We start from the raw sequence: 15,767 nt of genomic DNA on the forward strand, positions 1-15,767 counted from the left end.
ATGAACACCCGCGCCTGTATGTTTATCTGCTCACAGCTTCGCTTCATAGGCCGCCAACAATTGAGCCGCTTGCTTGTTGTACTGGTTGACCAAGCCTTGAATGGCTTTTTGCCACTCGGCTTGTGGGAGCGGCACTCGCAGTTGATTGGCTGGCTTTCCATTCACGATCAGTGCTGTTGTGAGCATTTGCTGTTGTGCGTCACTGAGTGAAGTCGTCGTTAACACCTTTGGCTTGAGCACTTTTTTTCCTTTCAGGGAACGCATGAGCTCTGTCATCAAAATGTGCTGATACTCCGCGTACAAATTCATGGTCATGTAGTAGCTCATTCCCTCTCGTACCGGCACAATTCCCCGCTTCTGTGCCCACTCCATCACCTGTGGCGCCGTCATCGCTTGACTTGTTTTGCCTGTCGCCATGAAATAAGCCACTCGGAACATATCTTCGTCGCTCATAACAGAGCGGTTCTCATCGGCTTTGATGATACCCTTGGACACCAGTTCTGAAAGTACGGCCCGCTTGCCTGCATCCTTCGGCAGATTCAAATAAAGCGCCAGATTGGCAAAAAAATGGCTCTCGCTGTTGCCACCAGCTGGCCAACTATACGGTTTGCCGAAATCGATCAGCTCAAGCGGGCGTGCTCGCATTGTATCCGAGTAGGCCGTAAACGATTGGAACGTGATCGGACTATAGGAGACCACAGGTTTTTTCGTCAGGAATCTTGTCACAAACAGCTCTTGCCCACCTTGATCGAGATAACCGAACTGGTCTTTGGTTGTGAATACATAAGGCGTCTGAACGTCTGCCTTGCTCCACACTTGTGGGAATACTTTGCTTGCTGGCAAAATCACCTCATATTTGGCCGCTGTCAGCACCTTTCCTTCCAGCGACATAAGGCCGTACAATCCCGTCTTCTTGTCCTGGTAGGCAATGGCACCCGTCTTGAGATCATATACGTGCATATACTTCATGGACTGATAATCGCCCGTGCTTAAGCGGAGCAACTGTGGTGAATAGACATCCCATCCTGTAGTTGACTGAATCAATACCCGATCAAAATAAGATTCCGTGTGAAAACCTTTCACGCTAGTGAGCTTGTTCGCGAGCTGGTTCCCTTCTTGCGCCCATACGTCCTGCGTGCCGTCCAACCGTGCTGTCATCACGATCTTTTGATTTTGTACTATCATTTCATTTGCATCACGATACACAAAATCGCTCACGGCCTGGAGTTGCCCGTCCTCGACCTTGATCGTCGCCATTCCGACATTCCCCGCTCTCACACCCATCGTGTATACGGAATCAGCAACTTTGATCAAGGTAAGAGGCGGTCCGTCGTTGCCTGACTTCCACACCGCAACTTTGATCTCCGTAGTCAACAGCTTGCCATCAGGGGTATAAAGGTCCGCCCAATCGTGATCCATTCCAACGATGAGATTGGTATCGGAATCCATATAGACATATTGGTAGAGCTTACTGATTGGTTGGTTCGTCTTGCGGTCCACAATCATCTCGCCTTTTCCCGGCTCATACCTTTTCGTCAAATCATCGGACAACGGATTGGGATTGACAGCTTCTATTTGTTTCCCACTGATGCTGTATCGCAGCACCCTTCCATCCGGCTCTGTCACCAGCACCTCCCCCGTTACTGCCTCGTGGCGAATGATTCGATTCTCAATAGGAGACAGGACCAAGCCTTCTTCTTCAGAATAAAGTCCGATTTTGTTTCCGTCCTTAATGCTAAGCATGCTATAGCTGCCCAACGTCACATACGAGTCGAACCAAAAATCTGGCTCCTTGACTTCTTTTCCCCAGCCTGGGAGGATCGCTTTTTTCCCATCGCTGCGGACGAGCAAGCGCGCCGCTGGCGGACCTTCTACCGAAGAATAAGTGAACGGTATGACCGTTCCTCCTCCAACCTGGACGACTCCGTACAGATTCGTCTTAGGGTCCTGTCCCAACACATAGCTGCCATGCAAAAACTGGGCACCTTTTTTCAATGGATGTGACGTACCTTTGGATCTAGAATGATAAGTAATGATATCTCCAGAAACCGTGTAGTACACATCCGTATTTTGCTCGATCGCCACTTCTTTATATATGGGCTCTGCCAGCATTCGTCCGTCCTTCCACAGCCCTTGTCCTTTGGGCCCAATCACCTGAAAGTATCCATTATTCCAAATATAAATCGAGGTGTATTTGGGCTCAAGTACGTACTTGCCATTGCGATCAATCAAGCCTTCTTTTCCACCGGATCGCACCTTGAGATATGCAGTGTCAGGACCGCCTTCGTTTGGAATCAGTTCTGCTTTTGGCAGCGCAAACAGCTTTTTGCCGGAAGCGGGATCGTACATGATGAGCTCTTTGGGAGTAGTCGCGACGAAATAACGCTTTTTCTCTGCCTCTTTATTTTCCGTCTGATCAGGAGCAACGAGCTGTACCATCGATAGCTTGCCTGCAACTGGCGGAATCAGCACCTTTCCATCTACATGGATCACCATCGATGATTTTCCCAAGAACATAATCGCTGTCCCCTGCTCATTGGATAAATAATACGGATGCGCCCCAGTAAACTTCATGGTCGACAGCTTGTTCGTCTTCAAATCGATATATTGGAACCAGCCGCCTTTTTGAACAATCGCGATATTTTTGGACTCCGGAATGTCGATATAATCCCAAATCGCGGGAGTTATTTCTTTCCCTGTCCGCGCGTCGAGAATTCCTTTTTTACCGCCCTTTGTTACGATCATGTTTTTGGAAGATCGCTCAAAATCATCATAAATGGCCTGTGTGACCAGCTTGTTACCGTCCGTAAAACCGATCTTGTAGTCTGTTGTATACGGCTGAATCCGGGAAAACGTAGCCGCATGGACAGAAGAAGTCCACGCACTTGCCCCGAGTATGACCGCGGTAACCAGACTCGCGGTTTTTGTTTTTATGTTCATTGGTGATTAGCCTCCCTTGGAAAAACTCCCCTTCCTTTGACGCTACGTAGGGCGAAATAGTTTCGTTGCACTTTTTCAAACAACTGGAACCTTTTCTTTCCCTCCACTCGCTTTTAAGCGTGCTATAATTGTTCACACCGACGCAGTATAATCATCGTATACGGATGGGAGTGCTAAAAAGAGCACTTGGAAAGGATGTTCCCATGAATTTCTTTGCTGCCGCCTTGCAAAAGCCGGATGTAAGACGATTTGGGATTTTGGCGTTGTTTTGTTTATTGCTTTACTCCTTGGGAAGTATGCTGAACATGGTTTTGCTTACCTTTTTAGTTACCTATTTAATGAATCGGCTACATCAATACCTCACGCGTGTCACACACAAAGTCGTGCCGATCCATCCCAAGCTGATTCTCATTTTTCTCTATATGTTGCTGACATTCTTTCTCGTAGTGGGTGGGATGAAAGCTATTCCGGCTCTGATTCATCAAACCGGACAATTGTTCCATTCCATCGAGGAAGTGTACCACCAAAATCAGAACAATGAGTTTGCCCCCTATCTTATGTCTGTTGTTGGGAAGCTAGATATGAAGGGCATCGTTCAAGGCAGCCTTGATTTTCTCGCAGTGGTCAGAAACGTTGGGTTCAATGTCTTTCTGGCGATTATTTTGAGCCTGTTTTTCCTTCTGGGCAAAGACAATGTCGTTTCGTTTACTGCTCAATTTCGTACGAGCAAGTTATCCTGGTTATACAACGAGATTGCCTACTTCAGTCAAAAATTCATCCTGACCTTTGGCAAAGTAATCGAAACACAGCTGTTGATCGCCTTATTCAATACGACCTTCACCGTCATCGGTCTATGGATCATGGGCTTTCCGAATCTATTGGGACTCGCGATCATGGTATTCATACTGGGACTCATTCCGGTTGCAGGTGTCGCCATTTCATTGATTCCGCTCAGTGCCATCGCCTTCAGTGTCGGTGGTATCGCAACCGTCGTCTATTTGCTCATTTTCATCATGGTGATTCACGCGCTGGAAGCATATGTGTTGAATCCTCGCTTAATGGCAACGAAGACTCACTTGCCGATTTTCTACACGTTTATCGTTCTGATCTTTTCCGAGCATTTCTTTGGAGTATGGGGATTGATTGTTGGAATTCCGTCCTTTGTTTTCTTGCTGGACATCTTGGAAGTGAAGAAAATGGAACAACCCCCTACCAAAAATAAATCCGTTCCAAAGGATGTACGAGATGTACAAGTCAACACGTAACATGATGGACATAGAGAAGGAGCCCCTCGTGAAAAGGGCTCCTTTTTGCCTTTACTTGCCTTCAAACCATTTGATCAAAGCTTGCGTGCCGCTATCTGCCTCGCCGTTTGCTGCCAGTTCTTCATAAAGCGATTTGGAGAGTGCGAGTCCTGGTGTCATCAGCCCCATTTCCTCTGCTGCTTCCAAGGCGATCCCCATGTCCTTGATAAAATGTTTGACGTAGAAGCCAGGGGCAAAGTTGCCTGCGATCATGCGCGGCGCCAGATTCGACAGCGACCAGCTGCCTGCCGCACCCGCTCCAATGCTCGTCAGCACTTTCTCTGGGTCCAAACCTGCTTTTTTCGCATACGCAATCGCTTCACACACACCGATCATATTCGTCGCAATGCAAATCTGGTTGCACATTTTCGTATGCTGACCTGCACCTGGTCCACCCTGCAACACGACGTTTGTCCCCATGATCGTAAACACAGGCTCCATCGCATCAAATACTTCCTGATCGCCACCAACCATGATGGTCAGTCGCGCTTCACGTGCCCCCACATCTCCACCGGAGACAGGCGCATCCAGGGAATGCAGCTCGTGCTTTTTGGCTTCCTCATAAATATGTTTCGCTAGCGACGGCTTTGATGTCGTCATATCGATCAAATAAGTGCCCGGCTTCGCATTTGCCACAATTCCATCTGCGCCGAGATACACTTCCTCGACATCAGATGGGTAACCCACCATAGTGATGATGACGTTTGCCTCTTTTGCCAGCTCACTGACATGTTCCTTCCAAATCGCGCCAGCTGCCAGCAAATCTGCCGCTTTTTCCTTTGTCCGCGTGTACACCAGCACTGTATATCCTGCTTGCAGAAAATGGTTTGCCATGCTTTTCCCCATGACACCCGTTCCTACAAATCCAATGATTCTTTCACTTACAGGTAAAGCCATGTGAACCACTCCTTCGTTTCTCTCTTTCCTATTCTCTCGACAATTGTACTTCTCGAATCTATCCGAATATTCCTGCTACGGGTCTTCTGTGTTTCCATGGAAAAAGGGACATATGTCCTTTTTTTTCTCGCGCAAATGCCTTTTACTAAAGAGGATATAACCTGCAAGCAAACGAGCAGGAGGCTTGATACATGAAAGAACTTCACGACCGCACCCTTTTGCATACGCTGGTGCAAAATAGTCCCTTGCCCGCTATTTTTGATGCCGCTACTCTCCAGAAATGCGCCTGTATCAGGCTGAGAAGGGTGATATCCTCTGTTCGAAGGGCGATCAGCTTCACCATATGTACTTCATTCTGAAGGGAAAAATCAAAATTTTCACGACGCTCCCTAATGGAAAATCGTTGTTGCTGCGCTTTAACAATCCACTCGCGATTATCGGAGACGTCGAGTATGTCACACAATGCGAGGTTCGCAATACGGTTGAGTTTGTCCATCGAAGTCTCGTGGTTAGTCTCCCCTTTCACGTTTTGCAGGAAAAGTACCAGAACCACCCGCCTTTTTTGCAATTCATTCTTCATAAAATCAGTCACAAGCTGTATACATCATCGAACTCCACCAGCTTGAATCTGCTGTATCCCGTTGAAAATCGCTTTGCCAGCTATTTGCTCTCCACATTGTCCAGCGATACAGGGTCGACGGCTTCCGAGGAGCTAAAGACGGCGAAGCTAACAGAGGTTGCCGAGCTGTTGGGTACGAGCTATCGGCATTTGAACCGGGTCATCCGCAATCTTTGCGCAGCATCCGTGATCGAACGCAAAAAAAGCGCACTAATTATCAAAGATCGAGAAAAAATCAGTGAGCTTGCAAGCAGAAACATCTATGAGTGATCAACCACATAGGAGGTCTTATTGTGCAAGGCATTCTCTTTTCGTTACTCGCTGGCGTTTTTATTTGTCTGCAAAGCGTGTTCAATGCGCAAGCCAGTACAAAGCTCGGATTGTGGCAAACCAATGCAATTGTTCATGCGGTAGGCTTTCTTGTATCGTTCTCGATCTTTCTTTACGTTCGTGATGGCGATTGGAAAAGCATCGGGGAAGTGAACAAGGTGTATTTGCTTGGGGGCGTTTTCGGGGCAGTGATCGTTTTTAGTGTGATGAAAGGCATTGCGTCCATCGGGCCTGCTTATGCCGTATCGATTCTGCTCATTTCACAATTGCTCGTCGCTCTGCTCATTGATTCTCTCGGCCTGTTCGGTGTGCAAAAGGTTCCGATCACCTTGAACAAGATCATCGGAATCGGCATCATGATCGCAGGCGTAGTCGTTTTCAAACTTAAATAAAGGAGGAGGGCATTATCGCCCTCCCCTACAGGATCAATTGCTCCGGATTCAGCCCCAGCAACGCCTCATGTACAAACCTTCCGTCTTTTCGAATGAGTACATCGTCAAACCAGATTTCGCCGCCACCGTATTCCGGACGCTGAATGCAGATCAGGTCCCAATGAATCGCGCTGCGGTTGCCGTTATCGGCCTGATCATAGGCACGACCCGGTGTGAGATGGAAGCTGCCAGCGATTTTTTCATCAAACAAAGTATCCCCCATCGGGTGCAAAATGTACGGGTTAAACGCAATGGCAAATTCACCAATGTAGCGTGCCCCCTCGTCCGTGTCCAATATCTCGATGAGCTTGTCTGTATGGTTACCGTACGCCTCGACAATTTTTCCCTCCCGAAAAGTAAACCGGACGTTTTCAAACGTTGTTCCTTTGAAGTTGCTGGGCGTATTGTAGCTGATCGTCCCATGAATCGAATCGCGCACGGGAGAGGTATATACTTCGCCATCGGGAATGTTTCGTTTGCCTACCGCTGTCCGCGTCCCAATCCCTTTGATCGAAAACGTCAGGTCTGTCCCTGGTCCGACGATGCGCACCTTGTCCGTTTTGTCCATGAGGTCGTACAACGGCTGGCACGCTTCGGCCATTTTCCGATAATCGAGTGAACATACGTTGAAATAAAAATCTTCAAATGCATCTGTCGTCATGTTGGCCTTTTGAGCAAGGGCCGAGGTCGGGTAGTTAATGCGTAGTCCTGTAATTTGATTGTCGACATGATGGAAAATGGAATCATATGCTTCTGCGTACAGACGGTATTTCTCCTGCGGAACATCCTTCATCTCACTGTCATTTGTCTCGCCATGAATGCCGATATAGCCTTGTATGCCAAACCACAGGTCCTTTTCCAACTGAACGGTCTGGGCAAGCTGCTCTTCGGTTAGCCCTTTCAACCATTCCCGCTGGACCCTTGGCCGTACAAAACGCAGGTGAGGATACGCTCCCTTCGCATACAGGCGCTTCACCAACTCCATTGCCAGCGCTTCTCCTTCATCCACGACCATGATCATAATATGCTGCTTAGCTTGCACATCCAGGCTGTACGAAATTAAGTTGTCGGCTATTTTGCCTAGTCTTTCATCTCTCATATGACACGCGTCCTTTCCGGATTATCATTACCCTTCCAGCATAGCGTGCGTTTGTCAGAAGAATATCATCGGAAAAATCTTAACCTACACTGTTGTGGTCGGAAGAAGCCCTGCCACATGTTTTCCAGTCGCCTATATCCTCTCTTCGTTCGGGCGGTCTCCTTCCAAACATGTGACAGTGCTTCCGGACAGCTGTGGATGATTTCGTGCTTTTTAAGCGTCTTGCAAGTTTGTACAAAGAAGTTCTTGAGATCACTGTACGGCATTCACCTTCTAAGGTTTGCTTCAAACAATAACGAGAAACTGCGTAGAAGAAGCGAATTTCCAGTCCAAGCGCCTCTGGAGCCCAACCTAGCTTCGGAATAAATGGCGGGGAATTTAAGCTTCACTTATGAAATTCTTCCTCGAAAATTCTACGTTTGAAGCGCTCCCGCCATTTATTCCGAAGCGGACAGTCATACTTCTTGCGGGGCGGAGGCCGAAGCGTAGACTGGAAATTCGCTTCTTCCCCCACTACAGCCCCTTTTCATAAAAAAAGCGATGCTAAGGAACTTGCCCTGCACCGCTTCTCCATGATTCACTTTCCTAACCGCTTGTGCTGGACATCCTCCACACGCTGACTGATCCTCGCAAGTACAAAGGAAATAATGACCGAGAATATCACAATGCCGTAAAATCCAGCACCGATCCCTATGCCAATCCCTCCAGCGAAAAAGATCATGGCTGCGGAGGTCAGTCCTTTTACTTTCAAGCCGTCCTTCAAGATGACGCCTGCTCCCAAAAAGCCAAGACCTGTGACAATCTGCGCAGCCAAGCGCATCGGGTCCATCATCGTTCCGTTGCCAGGCGCACTGTACAGCTTTGTGCTGTAAATAGAAACGAGTGTGATGAGCGTGCAGGCTACAGACACGTACATGTACGTTTTCAGCCCGGCAGGCTTGTTTCTGTGCGAGCGATCCCACCCGATGAACAAACCGAGAATCGCGCTCACCACTACCCGCACATACATTTCCAAGTCATACTGCACATACAACCATTGAAGAGTCTCCATCCTCGTCACCTTCTTATTGCGATAGAGACATGATATGTGCAGATCCGAAAAATAGACCTAGCATCGGAAACTTTTTTAAACAGAAAAACGGACGCCTGTTAACCGTCCGCTTGTAGCTGCACTCTAGTTTTTTAAGGTCGATATCCGTACATACTGAAAACAAACAGCAAGCATAGATAGATAATCGCTGCGGGTACAATGGTAAGAGAAATGAGAAACCGTTTCTTCACACCGTTTACATTTCGAAACAGCCAAAAGTAGATGAACAGCAGGATGAGAAGAAATGGGACAAAATAAAAGCCGAGCATGAGTCCCACCCAATCCGAGTTGGTTTCCCAGAACTTCTCTGGCACGGGCACCCGATGATATTCACTATATATCTCTTCTTTACGAGAGATAAATAGGTAAGATAGCACGAGATAGTAACCGAATATAACGAATTTCAGCCAAGGCTTGATCTGTTTCGCGGCGAGTGTTATGGAAAAAATGATCCCCAAAATAAACCATAATGCCATGTATTCCATCTGGATCCCTCCTACGAAGGATTATAGGGATCCGTTCTGTTGGAGATAAGTACCAACTTTTTTTGGTACCTCACCCTCACGTGATTGCAAGAGTCGACAAAATTTGGAATCCTTCCTATAATAGACTTGTCAAACAACACGGTATGCGAGTATCTTTGCATATAGAAAGCTCACTACCTGTAGGAGATGGTCACGATAACGTACGCTCTTTCGTTTTTACTGTCGTTTTGTATCGTTATGGTGCTGATTCCGCCTCTGGCTAAATTGGCATTTCGCCTTGATTTTGTGGACAAGCCACGTAAAGACGTGGAAAGAAAAATTCACCGGGAGCCTATCCCATTGACAGCTAGCTACGCTATTTTTGTCGGCTTTGCTGCATCGTTTTTGCTCTTCTCGAAAGAATCGACCGGGCAAACGATCGCTGTACTGTCAGGTTCACTACTGCTGTTGATTATTGGTACCATTGATGACTGGTACAAAACGCAAGGCAAGGATTTTTCCGCCCTGCCCAAGCTGATCGTCCAAGTATCTGCCGCCGTGATTGTCTACTTGTCGGGTATTACTTTTTCCGGCTTTTACAATCCATTGAGTGGCGAATACATACTGCTCCCGCAATGGTTGCAGTTCATCCTGACCATCCTGTGGATTTTCGGAGTAACGACGGTCATCAATTTTTCGGATGGCATGGACGGTTTGGCTGGAGGGCTTTCCGCGATCTCCGCCGGCACGCTCTTCGTGGTCGCTTTGGTAAAAGGACAAAGCACCTCTGCGATTATGGCGATCAGTCTGATCGGTGTTGCCTTGGCTTATCTGCGGTACAACAAACCGCCGGCCAAAATTTTCATGGGAGATGCAGGCGCGACCTTCCTCGGCTTTATCTTGGCGGTCATCGCGTTGGATGGTGCTTTTAAGCAGGCAACTGTTCTCTCCTTGTTCATTCCGATTTTAGCACTCGGTGTGCCGATTTTTGATAATCTGTTTGTGGTGACCAAGCGCTTCCTGCAAGGAAAGCCGATCTACCAAGCAGATGCCAGTCAGGTTCATTATCGTCTGCTGCGTTCTGGACTCAATCCAAAACAAGTCGTCACCTTCCTGTGCTTGATCAGTGTTTGCTTTAGTCTGACGTCTATTATCCTGCTCCTGCTCGGAGTATAGTTATTGTCGGTCACAACGAAAAATGCCGCTTGGGTCTAATCCCTGCGGCATTTTTTATGATGATCATGCGAAGTCTCTCTTCGCTGTCGTGGTCGTCTGAAACGTCTGGAAGCCTGTCCGCTCGTACAATGCAATCGCGGGTTCGTTGTGAGTACCTGTGACGAGATACGGCTGCAAGCCCCTTTCCAGCGTCTGGTTCACAAAAAAGCGGACAAGCTCTTTGCCGTAGCCTTTGCCTTGATGCACGGGATCTACGAATACATCGTAGACTTCGCCATGTCCTGTGATGATCAGGGAGCCTACGAATACTCCCTCATGCTCGAACAAATAAATGTCCTCGCTCATCTCACCCAGCAGCCAGCTTTTCCATGCGTTCATCGTTTTCTCAGGATAATCCGCCAAACGGTATGGCTGAAGATCGATGCCTTTGCGCACCTCATAGTAAGCGTCACTCTGCGATTGAATGTACATATCTATATCAGACTCGGTGAATTTCCGTACGTCCAGTGCCGGCGCAGGCCCGATCTCTCCTGTGTATTTCATCAGATGATGTCCCCAGATAGAAGCAAAGCCTCTCTTGGCAAAAAAATCAGCACCTTGCCCGTGGTCTGCCCGATAGGTAGCCATGACTGCCCTCGGCTTCTCCTCGTGCTGTTGCAGTACCAGCCATAGCTGATCGAACAGCCGGGAGCCGATTCCTCGCTTTCGATGGTCTGGTCGTGTATAGACGTATATTTCTGCTGTTCCGTCTTCTCCAGAGGAGTTCAAATCATATGTAGCACAGCCGATGATTTGATCGTTTTCCTCCCAGATGAAAACCGTAGCTTTTTCCACGATATCAACAATCTCTTCGGTCCTCCAAAGCATGCCCTCGCCAATCATCGTCACGATTGTCTCTTTGTCATTGGATTGTGCTTGTCGTATCATCTACGCACTCCTCCGCTCTCTCTCCCGCTAGCTCGGTTGGACAGTTGCTGCTTCTGCGGCTTTTTCCAACTTCTTGCGATGTTGCAGGCAGGCTTCGCACCTTCTGCTTTTTCTCCCGAAAGCCGTGTAGTATTTGCTTTTTTTGCATGACCTGCACGTAATGTACAACGAGCTCGACAAATTGTAGTTCTCTTCTGGCGTGTTTTCTTTCAAGTGTACGGTCTTGTTATATTTGATCAGCAAATGAGCTGTGTGGATAGCATCGACCAAAGCCGAGTGCAGCCTGCCTTCCTGGATGATTCCTGCCGTGTCGATCGCTTCTTTTAGACTCATCTGTTTGCGATCAGCCAAAAGCAGGCTAATTGGTGGCTGGATGTCATTGTAATTGCGCATCCAGTTGAAGTCCAAACCGAACCGCGCACAATGCTCAATCATCAGCCGCTTGTCGTCTTGCCCCCACGTGCACAGGTAGTATTCAGAATCGTTGCCAATCCACTTCATAAATTCTGCGAATGCCCGGCGAAACGGGATAAAGGTTGGCATGTTCTCTTTATCGAGACCGATGAACTTACGGGTTCTCTCTGAGATTCGGCGCTCGATGGCTGGAAAGGTATAGCGCTGAAATGTGTCGACCTCCACGCCATTTTTTCCGGGTACGACTTTTGCCGCTCCGATCTCAATAATTTCCGGAATCTTGTCTCTCTGATAAGTCAGTGTCGTTTCAAGGTCAAAAACAATGATCTGCAAGCGTAATCACATCCTGTATGTATTGTCTCTATTATGGCTTGGATCGGGTACAGAAAGCAAAACAAAGACAAAAGCGGCTCCCTGATTGAAACGAAAAAGGATAAGAACCCATCGGATTCCTATCCTTGTTTATCTATTTCGCTTGATGGTAACTCAATCTGCTGTGCGTACACTTATCGCTTGCTCATAAATGGCTTTTGCAACACGGGCGATGGTAAGTTCTGCGGCTTCTGTGTCAGTCACACCGCGTGATAATGCCGTGATTACAATCATCCCTTTTTCTTCGGGCAAATAAATGATACCAGCATCATTGACGACTGCATTGACGGTCCCTGTCTTATGCGCGACCTTTGTTCCTTCTGGCAACAAGTACGGAAGACGGCTGTTGTAATGCTGACGTCGCATGATGTCCAGCATCAGCTCGCAGGAGGCTTCCGTGAGAATTTCTTTTCGAGCAATCATGATGAGCAGGCGGTTCAGCTCGGCTGGTGTCGCTACGTTATTGTCACGGGTAGGCATCGATACATCGTGGAGCAATTCGTAATTGCCTGACTCTTCCCGTCGCATGAACTCATCGAACCCCGCCTGCGAAGGTGCAGGCTCATTCATACCTACACAGTGGTTGAGGAGCTCCCAGCAGTTATGCCGCAAATGAATCTGCGAAAGACCCAGCTCATGCATGTGCTCATTCACCTTGTCGATGCCACCAATCAGCTCGAGGATTTGGTCCGTCGCATAGTTATCGCTGACAATCGTCATCAGTGTCGCCAAGTCTTTGACCGTTAAGGAGGCTCCGGCATCCAGCTCTTGCAAAATGCCTGACCCCGGCACTCGATCCTCCCATTTTAGTGTCACACGCTGGTCGAGACGGATTCGTCCTGCTTCCACCTCGCGCATTAAGGTGACCATGATGGGAATTTTGAATGCACTCGCCAGTTGAAACAACTCTTCATCTAGATGTCCTGCTGTCTCTCCCGTTTCCAAATGCATAGCTGCGATTCCAAAAATACCGGGTGCTTCCTTTAGCACGTTTTCTACTGCTTGCTGCCATGTCATGAAAATTCCTCCCCCATCGCTCGCGAAATGGCCCACACATGGATTTTCGTATCGACCATTTCGTTTCAGCGCTATTATTCTTTGTATCCCCACTTGAAGTCGATGTAGCCCAATGGGTCGACCGTGATGCCTTTTACTTTTTCATTTTGTACCCAGGAATTGACGCTAGAGTACACACCTGTGACCGGCATTTCTTCCATCAGGATGCTCTCCGCTTCGACCAGATACTGATTGCGTTTGGCCTCATCTGGTTCGGCGTATGCCTTTTTAACCAGTTCTACGTACTTCTCACTAAACCAGAAGGTAGAATTATTGGAGCTGTACTTCTCCATCATCAGCTCCAGGAAGTTGACGGAGTCGTTGTAATCACCCGTCCAGCCTGTTCGGGAAATCATGTACTTCCCTTGCTCCTGATCGTCAAACATGACCTTCAATTCTTTGTTAATCAGCTTGACGTCCACACCGAGAGCTTGCTTCCATTGCGCCTGCAACGCTTCGGCAATCTTCTTGTTGAGGTCCGAGGTATTGTAAAGGTAGGTGATTTCGGGCATCTTGGTGATACCCATCTCCTTCATTCCTTCTGCCAATAACTGTTTCGCCGTCTCCACATCGTTATCCTTGAAATATCCTTCTGGCTTCAGGGAAGCGGAAAGTGGGACGAAGCCCATCAAGGGAGTCTGTCCAGCCTGACCAATGTTTTCAGCAATGTCACTACGGTTAATCGCGTAGGCAAACGCTTTGCGGATTTTGCTATTCGTAAATGGCGGCTTCTGTGTCTGGAACAAGAGATAGTAGTTGGTCGCACGTTTCATCGTTTGCAGCTTGCCTTCGTCACGCAACGGTCCAATGGCATCCGTAGGTAGTCCACTAATCGGGCCCCCTGCCCAATCCAGTTCGCCGCTATTGAACAGCTCCAGTTCGGTATTCGTATCTTCGATCATGGAAAACTCGATTTCGTTAAACTTCACGGCGTTTTTGTCCCAATAGTGCTCGTTTTTCGCCAGCTCAATCTTGTTTTTATGCTGCCAATTCACCAGCTTAAACGGCCCATTGGTCACGATGGATTCGGGCTTTTTCGCCCAATCGGCATTGGCTTCTACCACCTTTTGATTGACCGGATAGTAGAAGGTCGCAAGTGTCAGGAAGTAAGGAGTAGGGTTTTCCAAGGTGACTTGCAGCGTCTTGTCATTGACGACCTTAATGCCGACATCCTCTGCTTTCGCCTTTCCTTCGTAAAAGGCGCGGGCATTTTTGATTGGATAGTACTTGTAGGCGGAGCCGCTGGCTGTCTTCGGATTGAGCACGCGCATCCAGCCAAAGGCGAAGTCTTGAGCCGTAACCGGGTCACCATTGCTCCATTTGCTGTCGCGTAAAGTAAAGGTGTACACCTTTTTGTCCGCCGACACTTGAATGTCGGATGCAACGGAATGGACTGGCTTGCCATCCTTGTCCAATCGAACGAGCCCGTCGTATAACGAACGGATGAAGGCACCAGAAATCACATCGTTGGACATGCCTGAGTCAAGTGTTTCAGGCTCGGCAGCATTCATGTGCAACGTCTGCTCTACCGCACTCTGCACAGTTTCCTGCTGTGTTGGCATTGGTTGCTGCTGCTTGTCTGGTGTGGTTTGAGTCGGCGTATTGCCGCTACTACAGCCTGCAAATAGTCCCGTAAGCAAAACGAAGAGAATTGTCATGACAACTGGTCTTTTCATGCTGTACCCCCTTGTTTGAGTCGGATATCTAATTATTGATTAAATATTCTGCAAATTCTATGCCATTCGTGTTTTCGGCTGTTCTTTTGTTAGTTTTATTCTCAGCTGAATACTTTTACCGGAGTCGGTCCGACAAGTTTCTACCAATAGTCTCTGTCACGCAAAAAAGAAGTATTCATCGTTGAATACTTCTATTCATTCGCGCATATGGGGGCTGTCCTCTCTAGCTTATCGCTGGTTCATAAATGGCTACGGCATCACATGACCGCCGGCAAAAAACGATCGGGACATGCTTTTGCTTCGCCAGCTTCTTTATATTTTTACTCAAGCTGTGACTCACGAAGTTAATAAAGACAAGAACAAGCTCCGTATCAGAAGGAATCGTCGCCTTCACATCGGATTTTTTGCGACCTGATACGTGATAAACATTCTGGAACCCTTTGTTCTGCAACAAGCTCTCGATTTCTGCTACCCGATCCCCTCCAACCACAAGAACGCCTGCCATAGTCCTTCCTCCTCTCTTTTTCCCACGCTTTTTCTTCTATTTCTCGGTCCGCACTTGCGAAATCTTTGCCTCAGGCTTTTCCACCGGGAGTCTGTATTTTTCCGTTCGCTCAATCTGAACAACCTGTGAATCGTGAACCACAATATGTATGGAGCCGTATTCAAGACCGTCCAGTGCGCGTGCGATTTTCTCAAGTAAGAGATCATCTAGGGAAATCTCATTCTTTGCCACGGGGATCACCTTCCTCTTTTGTCAAAATCAATACGCATTATTCCTACCTACTTAGTATGTTTTATGGTCTGATAATACCCCTTGATCCCGACTGCTGTCAATGTCAAACAGTTTAGGCATCAAGAGGCTTTTCTCACCTCATTTTCCTTCGATTGACGAAAAGCTCCCTGCGCAACTAGACAGCTTGGTTGTCTTTGTCCTCGTGGGAGCTTTCGGTCGACCGATCAGCTAATTAT

15 protein-coding genes are annotated in these 15,767 nt (G+C 47.9%); 4 read left to right on the forward strand and 11 right to left on the reverse strand.

The window, feature by feature from the left end; translation table 11 throughout:
* Positions 1–30: 30 nt before the first annotated feature.
* Positions 31–2,940, reverse strand: a complete 2,910-nt coding sequence (locus ACUUHJ_RS24840; protein WP_472300200.1) for a WG repeat-containing protein — start codon at positions 2,938–2,940, stop codon at positions 31–33.
* 203 nt (positions 2,941–3,143) lie between these two features.
* On the opposite strand from ACUUHJ_RS24840, the gene ACUUHJ_RS24845 reads away from it, so the two are divergent.
* The gene (locus ACUUHJ_RS24845; RefSeq protein WP_289674253.1) at positions 3,144–4,205 is read left to right on the forward strand and encodes an AI-2E family transporter; all 1,062 of its coding nucleotides are present in this window, start codon (positions 3,144–3,146) and stop codon (positions 4,203–4,205) included.
* Positions 4,206–4,256: 51 nt separating this feature from the next.
* Here the strand turns inward: ACUUHJ_RS24845 and ACUUHJ_RS24850 are convergent, their stop codons facing one another.
* The gene (locus ACUUHJ_RS24850; protein WP_015892849.1) at positions 4,257–5,141 is read right to left on the reverse strand and encodes an NAD(P)-dependent oxidoreductase; all 885 of its coding nucleotides are present in this window, start codon (positions 5,139–5,141) and stop codon (positions 4,257–4,259) included.
* Positions 5,142–5,484: 343 nt separating this feature from the next.
* On the opposite strand from ACUUHJ_RS24850, the gene ACUUHJ_RS24855 reads away from it, so the two are divergent.
* Together ACUUHJ_RS24855 and ACUUHJ_RS24860 are read left to right on the forward strand one after the other, a co-directional pair.
* The gene (locus tag ACUUHJ_RS24855) at positions 5,485–6,030 is read left to right on the forward strand and encodes a Crp/Fnr family transcriptional regulator (RefSeq protein ID WP_472300201.1); all 546 of its coding nucleotides are present in this window, start codon (positions 5,485–5,487) and stop codon (positions 6,028–6,030) included.
* A 23-nt stretch (positions 6,031–6,053) separates the two neighbouring features.
* Positions 6,054–6,482 carry a DMT family transporter gene (locus tag ACUUHJ_RS24860; RefSeq protein WP_289674255.1) on the forward strand — a complete coding sequence of 143 codons (429 nt, stop codon included), beginning with the start codon at positions 6,054–6,056 and terminating at the stop codon, positions 6,480–6,482.
* A 25-nt stretch (positions 6,483–6,507) separates the two neighbouring features.
* On the opposite strand, the gene ACUUHJ_RS24865 is transcribed toward ACUUHJ_RS24860, so the two are convergent.
* The 3 genes from ACUUHJ_RS24865 to ACUUHJ_RS24875 all read right to left on the reverse strand — a co-directional run bounded on the left by ACUUHJ_RS24865 (position 6,508) and on the right by ACUUHJ_RS24875 (position 9,195).
* Complete coding sequence (locus ACUUHJ_RS24865; protein ID WP_472300203.1) at positions 6,508–7,620, reverse strand: aminopeptidase; 1,113 nt, start codon at positions 7,618–7,620, stop codon at positions 6,508–6,510.
* Between the two features lie 577 nt (positions 7,621–8,197).
* Positions 8,198–8,671 carry an MgtC/SapB family protein gene (locus ACUUHJ_RS24870; RefSeq protein WP_016740341.1) on the reverse strand — a complete coding sequence of 158 codons (474 nt, stop codon included), beginning with the start codon at positions 8,669–8,671 and terminating at the stop codon, positions 8,198–8,200.
* A 131-nt stretch (positions 8,672–8,802) separates the two neighbouring features.
* Positions 8,803–9,195, reverse strand: coding sequence for a hypothetical protein (locus ACUUHJ_RS24875; protein WP_289674257.1), 393 nt, complete (start codon positions 9,193–9,195; stop codon positions 8,803–8,805).
* 186 nt (positions 9,196–9,381) lie between these two features.
* Between ACUUHJ_RS24875 and ACUUHJ_RS24880 the strand changes: the two genes are divergently transcribed.
* Entirely contained in the window at positions 9,382–10,350 is a 969-nt protein-coding gene (locus tag ACUUHJ_RS24880) for an MraY family glycosyltransferase (RefSeq protein ID WP_047074138.1), read from the forward strand.
* 63 nt (positions 10,351–10,413) lie between these two features.
* Here the strand turns inward: ACUUHJ_RS24880 and ACUUHJ_RS24885 are convergent, their stop codons facing one another.
* From ACUUHJ_RS24885 to ACUUHJ_RS24910, 6 genes are all read right to left on the reverse strand, one after another.
* Positions 10,414–11,277: a GNAT family N-acetyltransferase gene (locus tag ACUUHJ_RS24885; RefSeq protein WP_472300205.1), complete on the reverse strand. Its 864-nt coding sequence runs from the start codon at positions 11,275–11,277 to the stop codon at positions 10,414–10,416.
* A 27-nt stretch (positions 11,278–11,304) separates the two neighbouring features.
* Positions 11,305–12,024, reverse strand: coding sequence for a 3'-5' exonuclease (locus tag ACUUHJ_RS24890; RefSeq protein ID WP_289674260.1), 720 nt, complete (start codon positions 12,022–12,024; stop codon positions 11,305–11,307).
* A 153-nt stretch (positions 12,025–12,177) separates the two neighbouring features.
* The gene (locus ACUUHJ_RS24895; protein WP_472300206.1) at positions 12,178–13,080 is read right to left on the reverse strand and encodes a serine hydrolase; all 903 of its coding nucleotides are present in this window, start codon (positions 13,078–13,080) and stop codon (positions 12,178–12,180) included.
* A 74-nt stretch (positions 13,081–13,154) separates the two neighbouring features.
* A complete protein-coding gene (locus ACUUHJ_RS24900; RefSeq protein ID WP_472300208.1) occupies positions 13,155–14,795 on the reverse strand; it encodes a peptide ABC transporter substrate-binding protein in 1,641 nt (546 codons plus the stop codon).
* Between the two features lie 223 nt (positions 14,796–15,018).
* A complete protein-coding gene (locus ACUUHJ_RS24905; RefSeq protein WP_016740346.1) occupies positions 15,019–15,300 on the reverse strand; it encodes a DUF2325 domain-containing protein in 282 nt (93 codons plus the stop codon).
* 36 nt (positions 15,301–15,336) lie between these two features.
* Positions 15,337–15,531: a YezD family protein gene (locus ACUUHJ_RS24910; protein ID WP_289674263.1), complete on the reverse strand. Its 195-nt coding sequence runs from the start codon at positions 15,529–15,531 to the stop codon at positions 15,337–15,339.
* Positions 15,532–15,767 lie beyond the last annotated feature (236 nt).

Source organism: Brevibacillus schisleri (assembly GCF_055685845.1).

Bases quoted from the DNA above. Each gene is read 5' to 3' on its own strand.
- ACUUHJ_RS24855 (WP_472300201.1), top strand. From the start codon at position 5,485: ATGTACTTCATTCTGAAGGGAAAAATCAAAATTTTCACGACGCTCCCT.
- ACUUHJ_RS24885 (WP_472300205.1), bottom strand. From the start codon at position 11,277: ATGATACGACAAGCACAATCCAATGACAAAGAGACAATCGTGACGATG.
- ACUUHJ_RS24900 (WP_472300208.1), bottom strand. From the start codon at position 14,795: ATGAAAAGACCAGTTGTCATGACAATTCTCTTCGTTTTGCTTACGGGA.
- ACUUHJ_RS24875 (WP_289674257.1), bottom strand. From the start codon at position 9,195: ATGGAATACATGGCATTATGGTTTATTTTGGGGATCATTTTTTCCATA.
- ACUUHJ_RS24905 (WP_016740346.1), bottom strand. From the start codon at position 15,300: ATGGCAGGCGTTCTTGTGGTTGGAGGGGATCGGGTAGCAGAAATCGAG.
- ACUUHJ_RS24845 (WP_289674253.1), top strand. From the start codon at position 3,144: ATGAATTTCTTTGCTGCCGCCTTGCAAAAGCCGGATGTAAGACGATTT.
- ACUUHJ_RS24865 (WP_472300203.1), bottom strand. From the start codon at position 7,620: ATGAGAGATGAAAGACTAGGCAAAATAGCCGACAACTTAATTTCGTAC.
- ACUUHJ_RS24850 (WP_015892849.1), bottom strand. From the start codon at position 5,141: ATGGCTTTACCTGTAAGTGAAAGAATCATTGGATTTGTAGGAACGGGT.
- ACUUHJ_RS24880 (WP_047074138.1), top strand. From the start codon at position 9,382: ATGGTCACGATAACGTACGCTCTTTCGTTTTTACTGTCGTTTTGTATC.
- ACUUHJ_RS24840 (WP_472300200.1), bottom strand. From the start codon at position 2,940: ATGAACATAAAAACAAAAACCGCGAGTCTGGTTACCGCGGTCATACTC.
- ACUUHJ_RS24895 (WP_472300206.1), bottom strand. From the start codon at position 13,080: ATGACATGGCAGCAAGCAGTAGAAAACGTGCTAAAGGAAGCACCCGGT.
- ACUUHJ_RS24870 (WP_016740341.1), bottom strand. From the start codon at position 8,671: ATGGAGACTCTTCAATGGTTGTATGTGCAGTATGACTTGGAAATGTAT.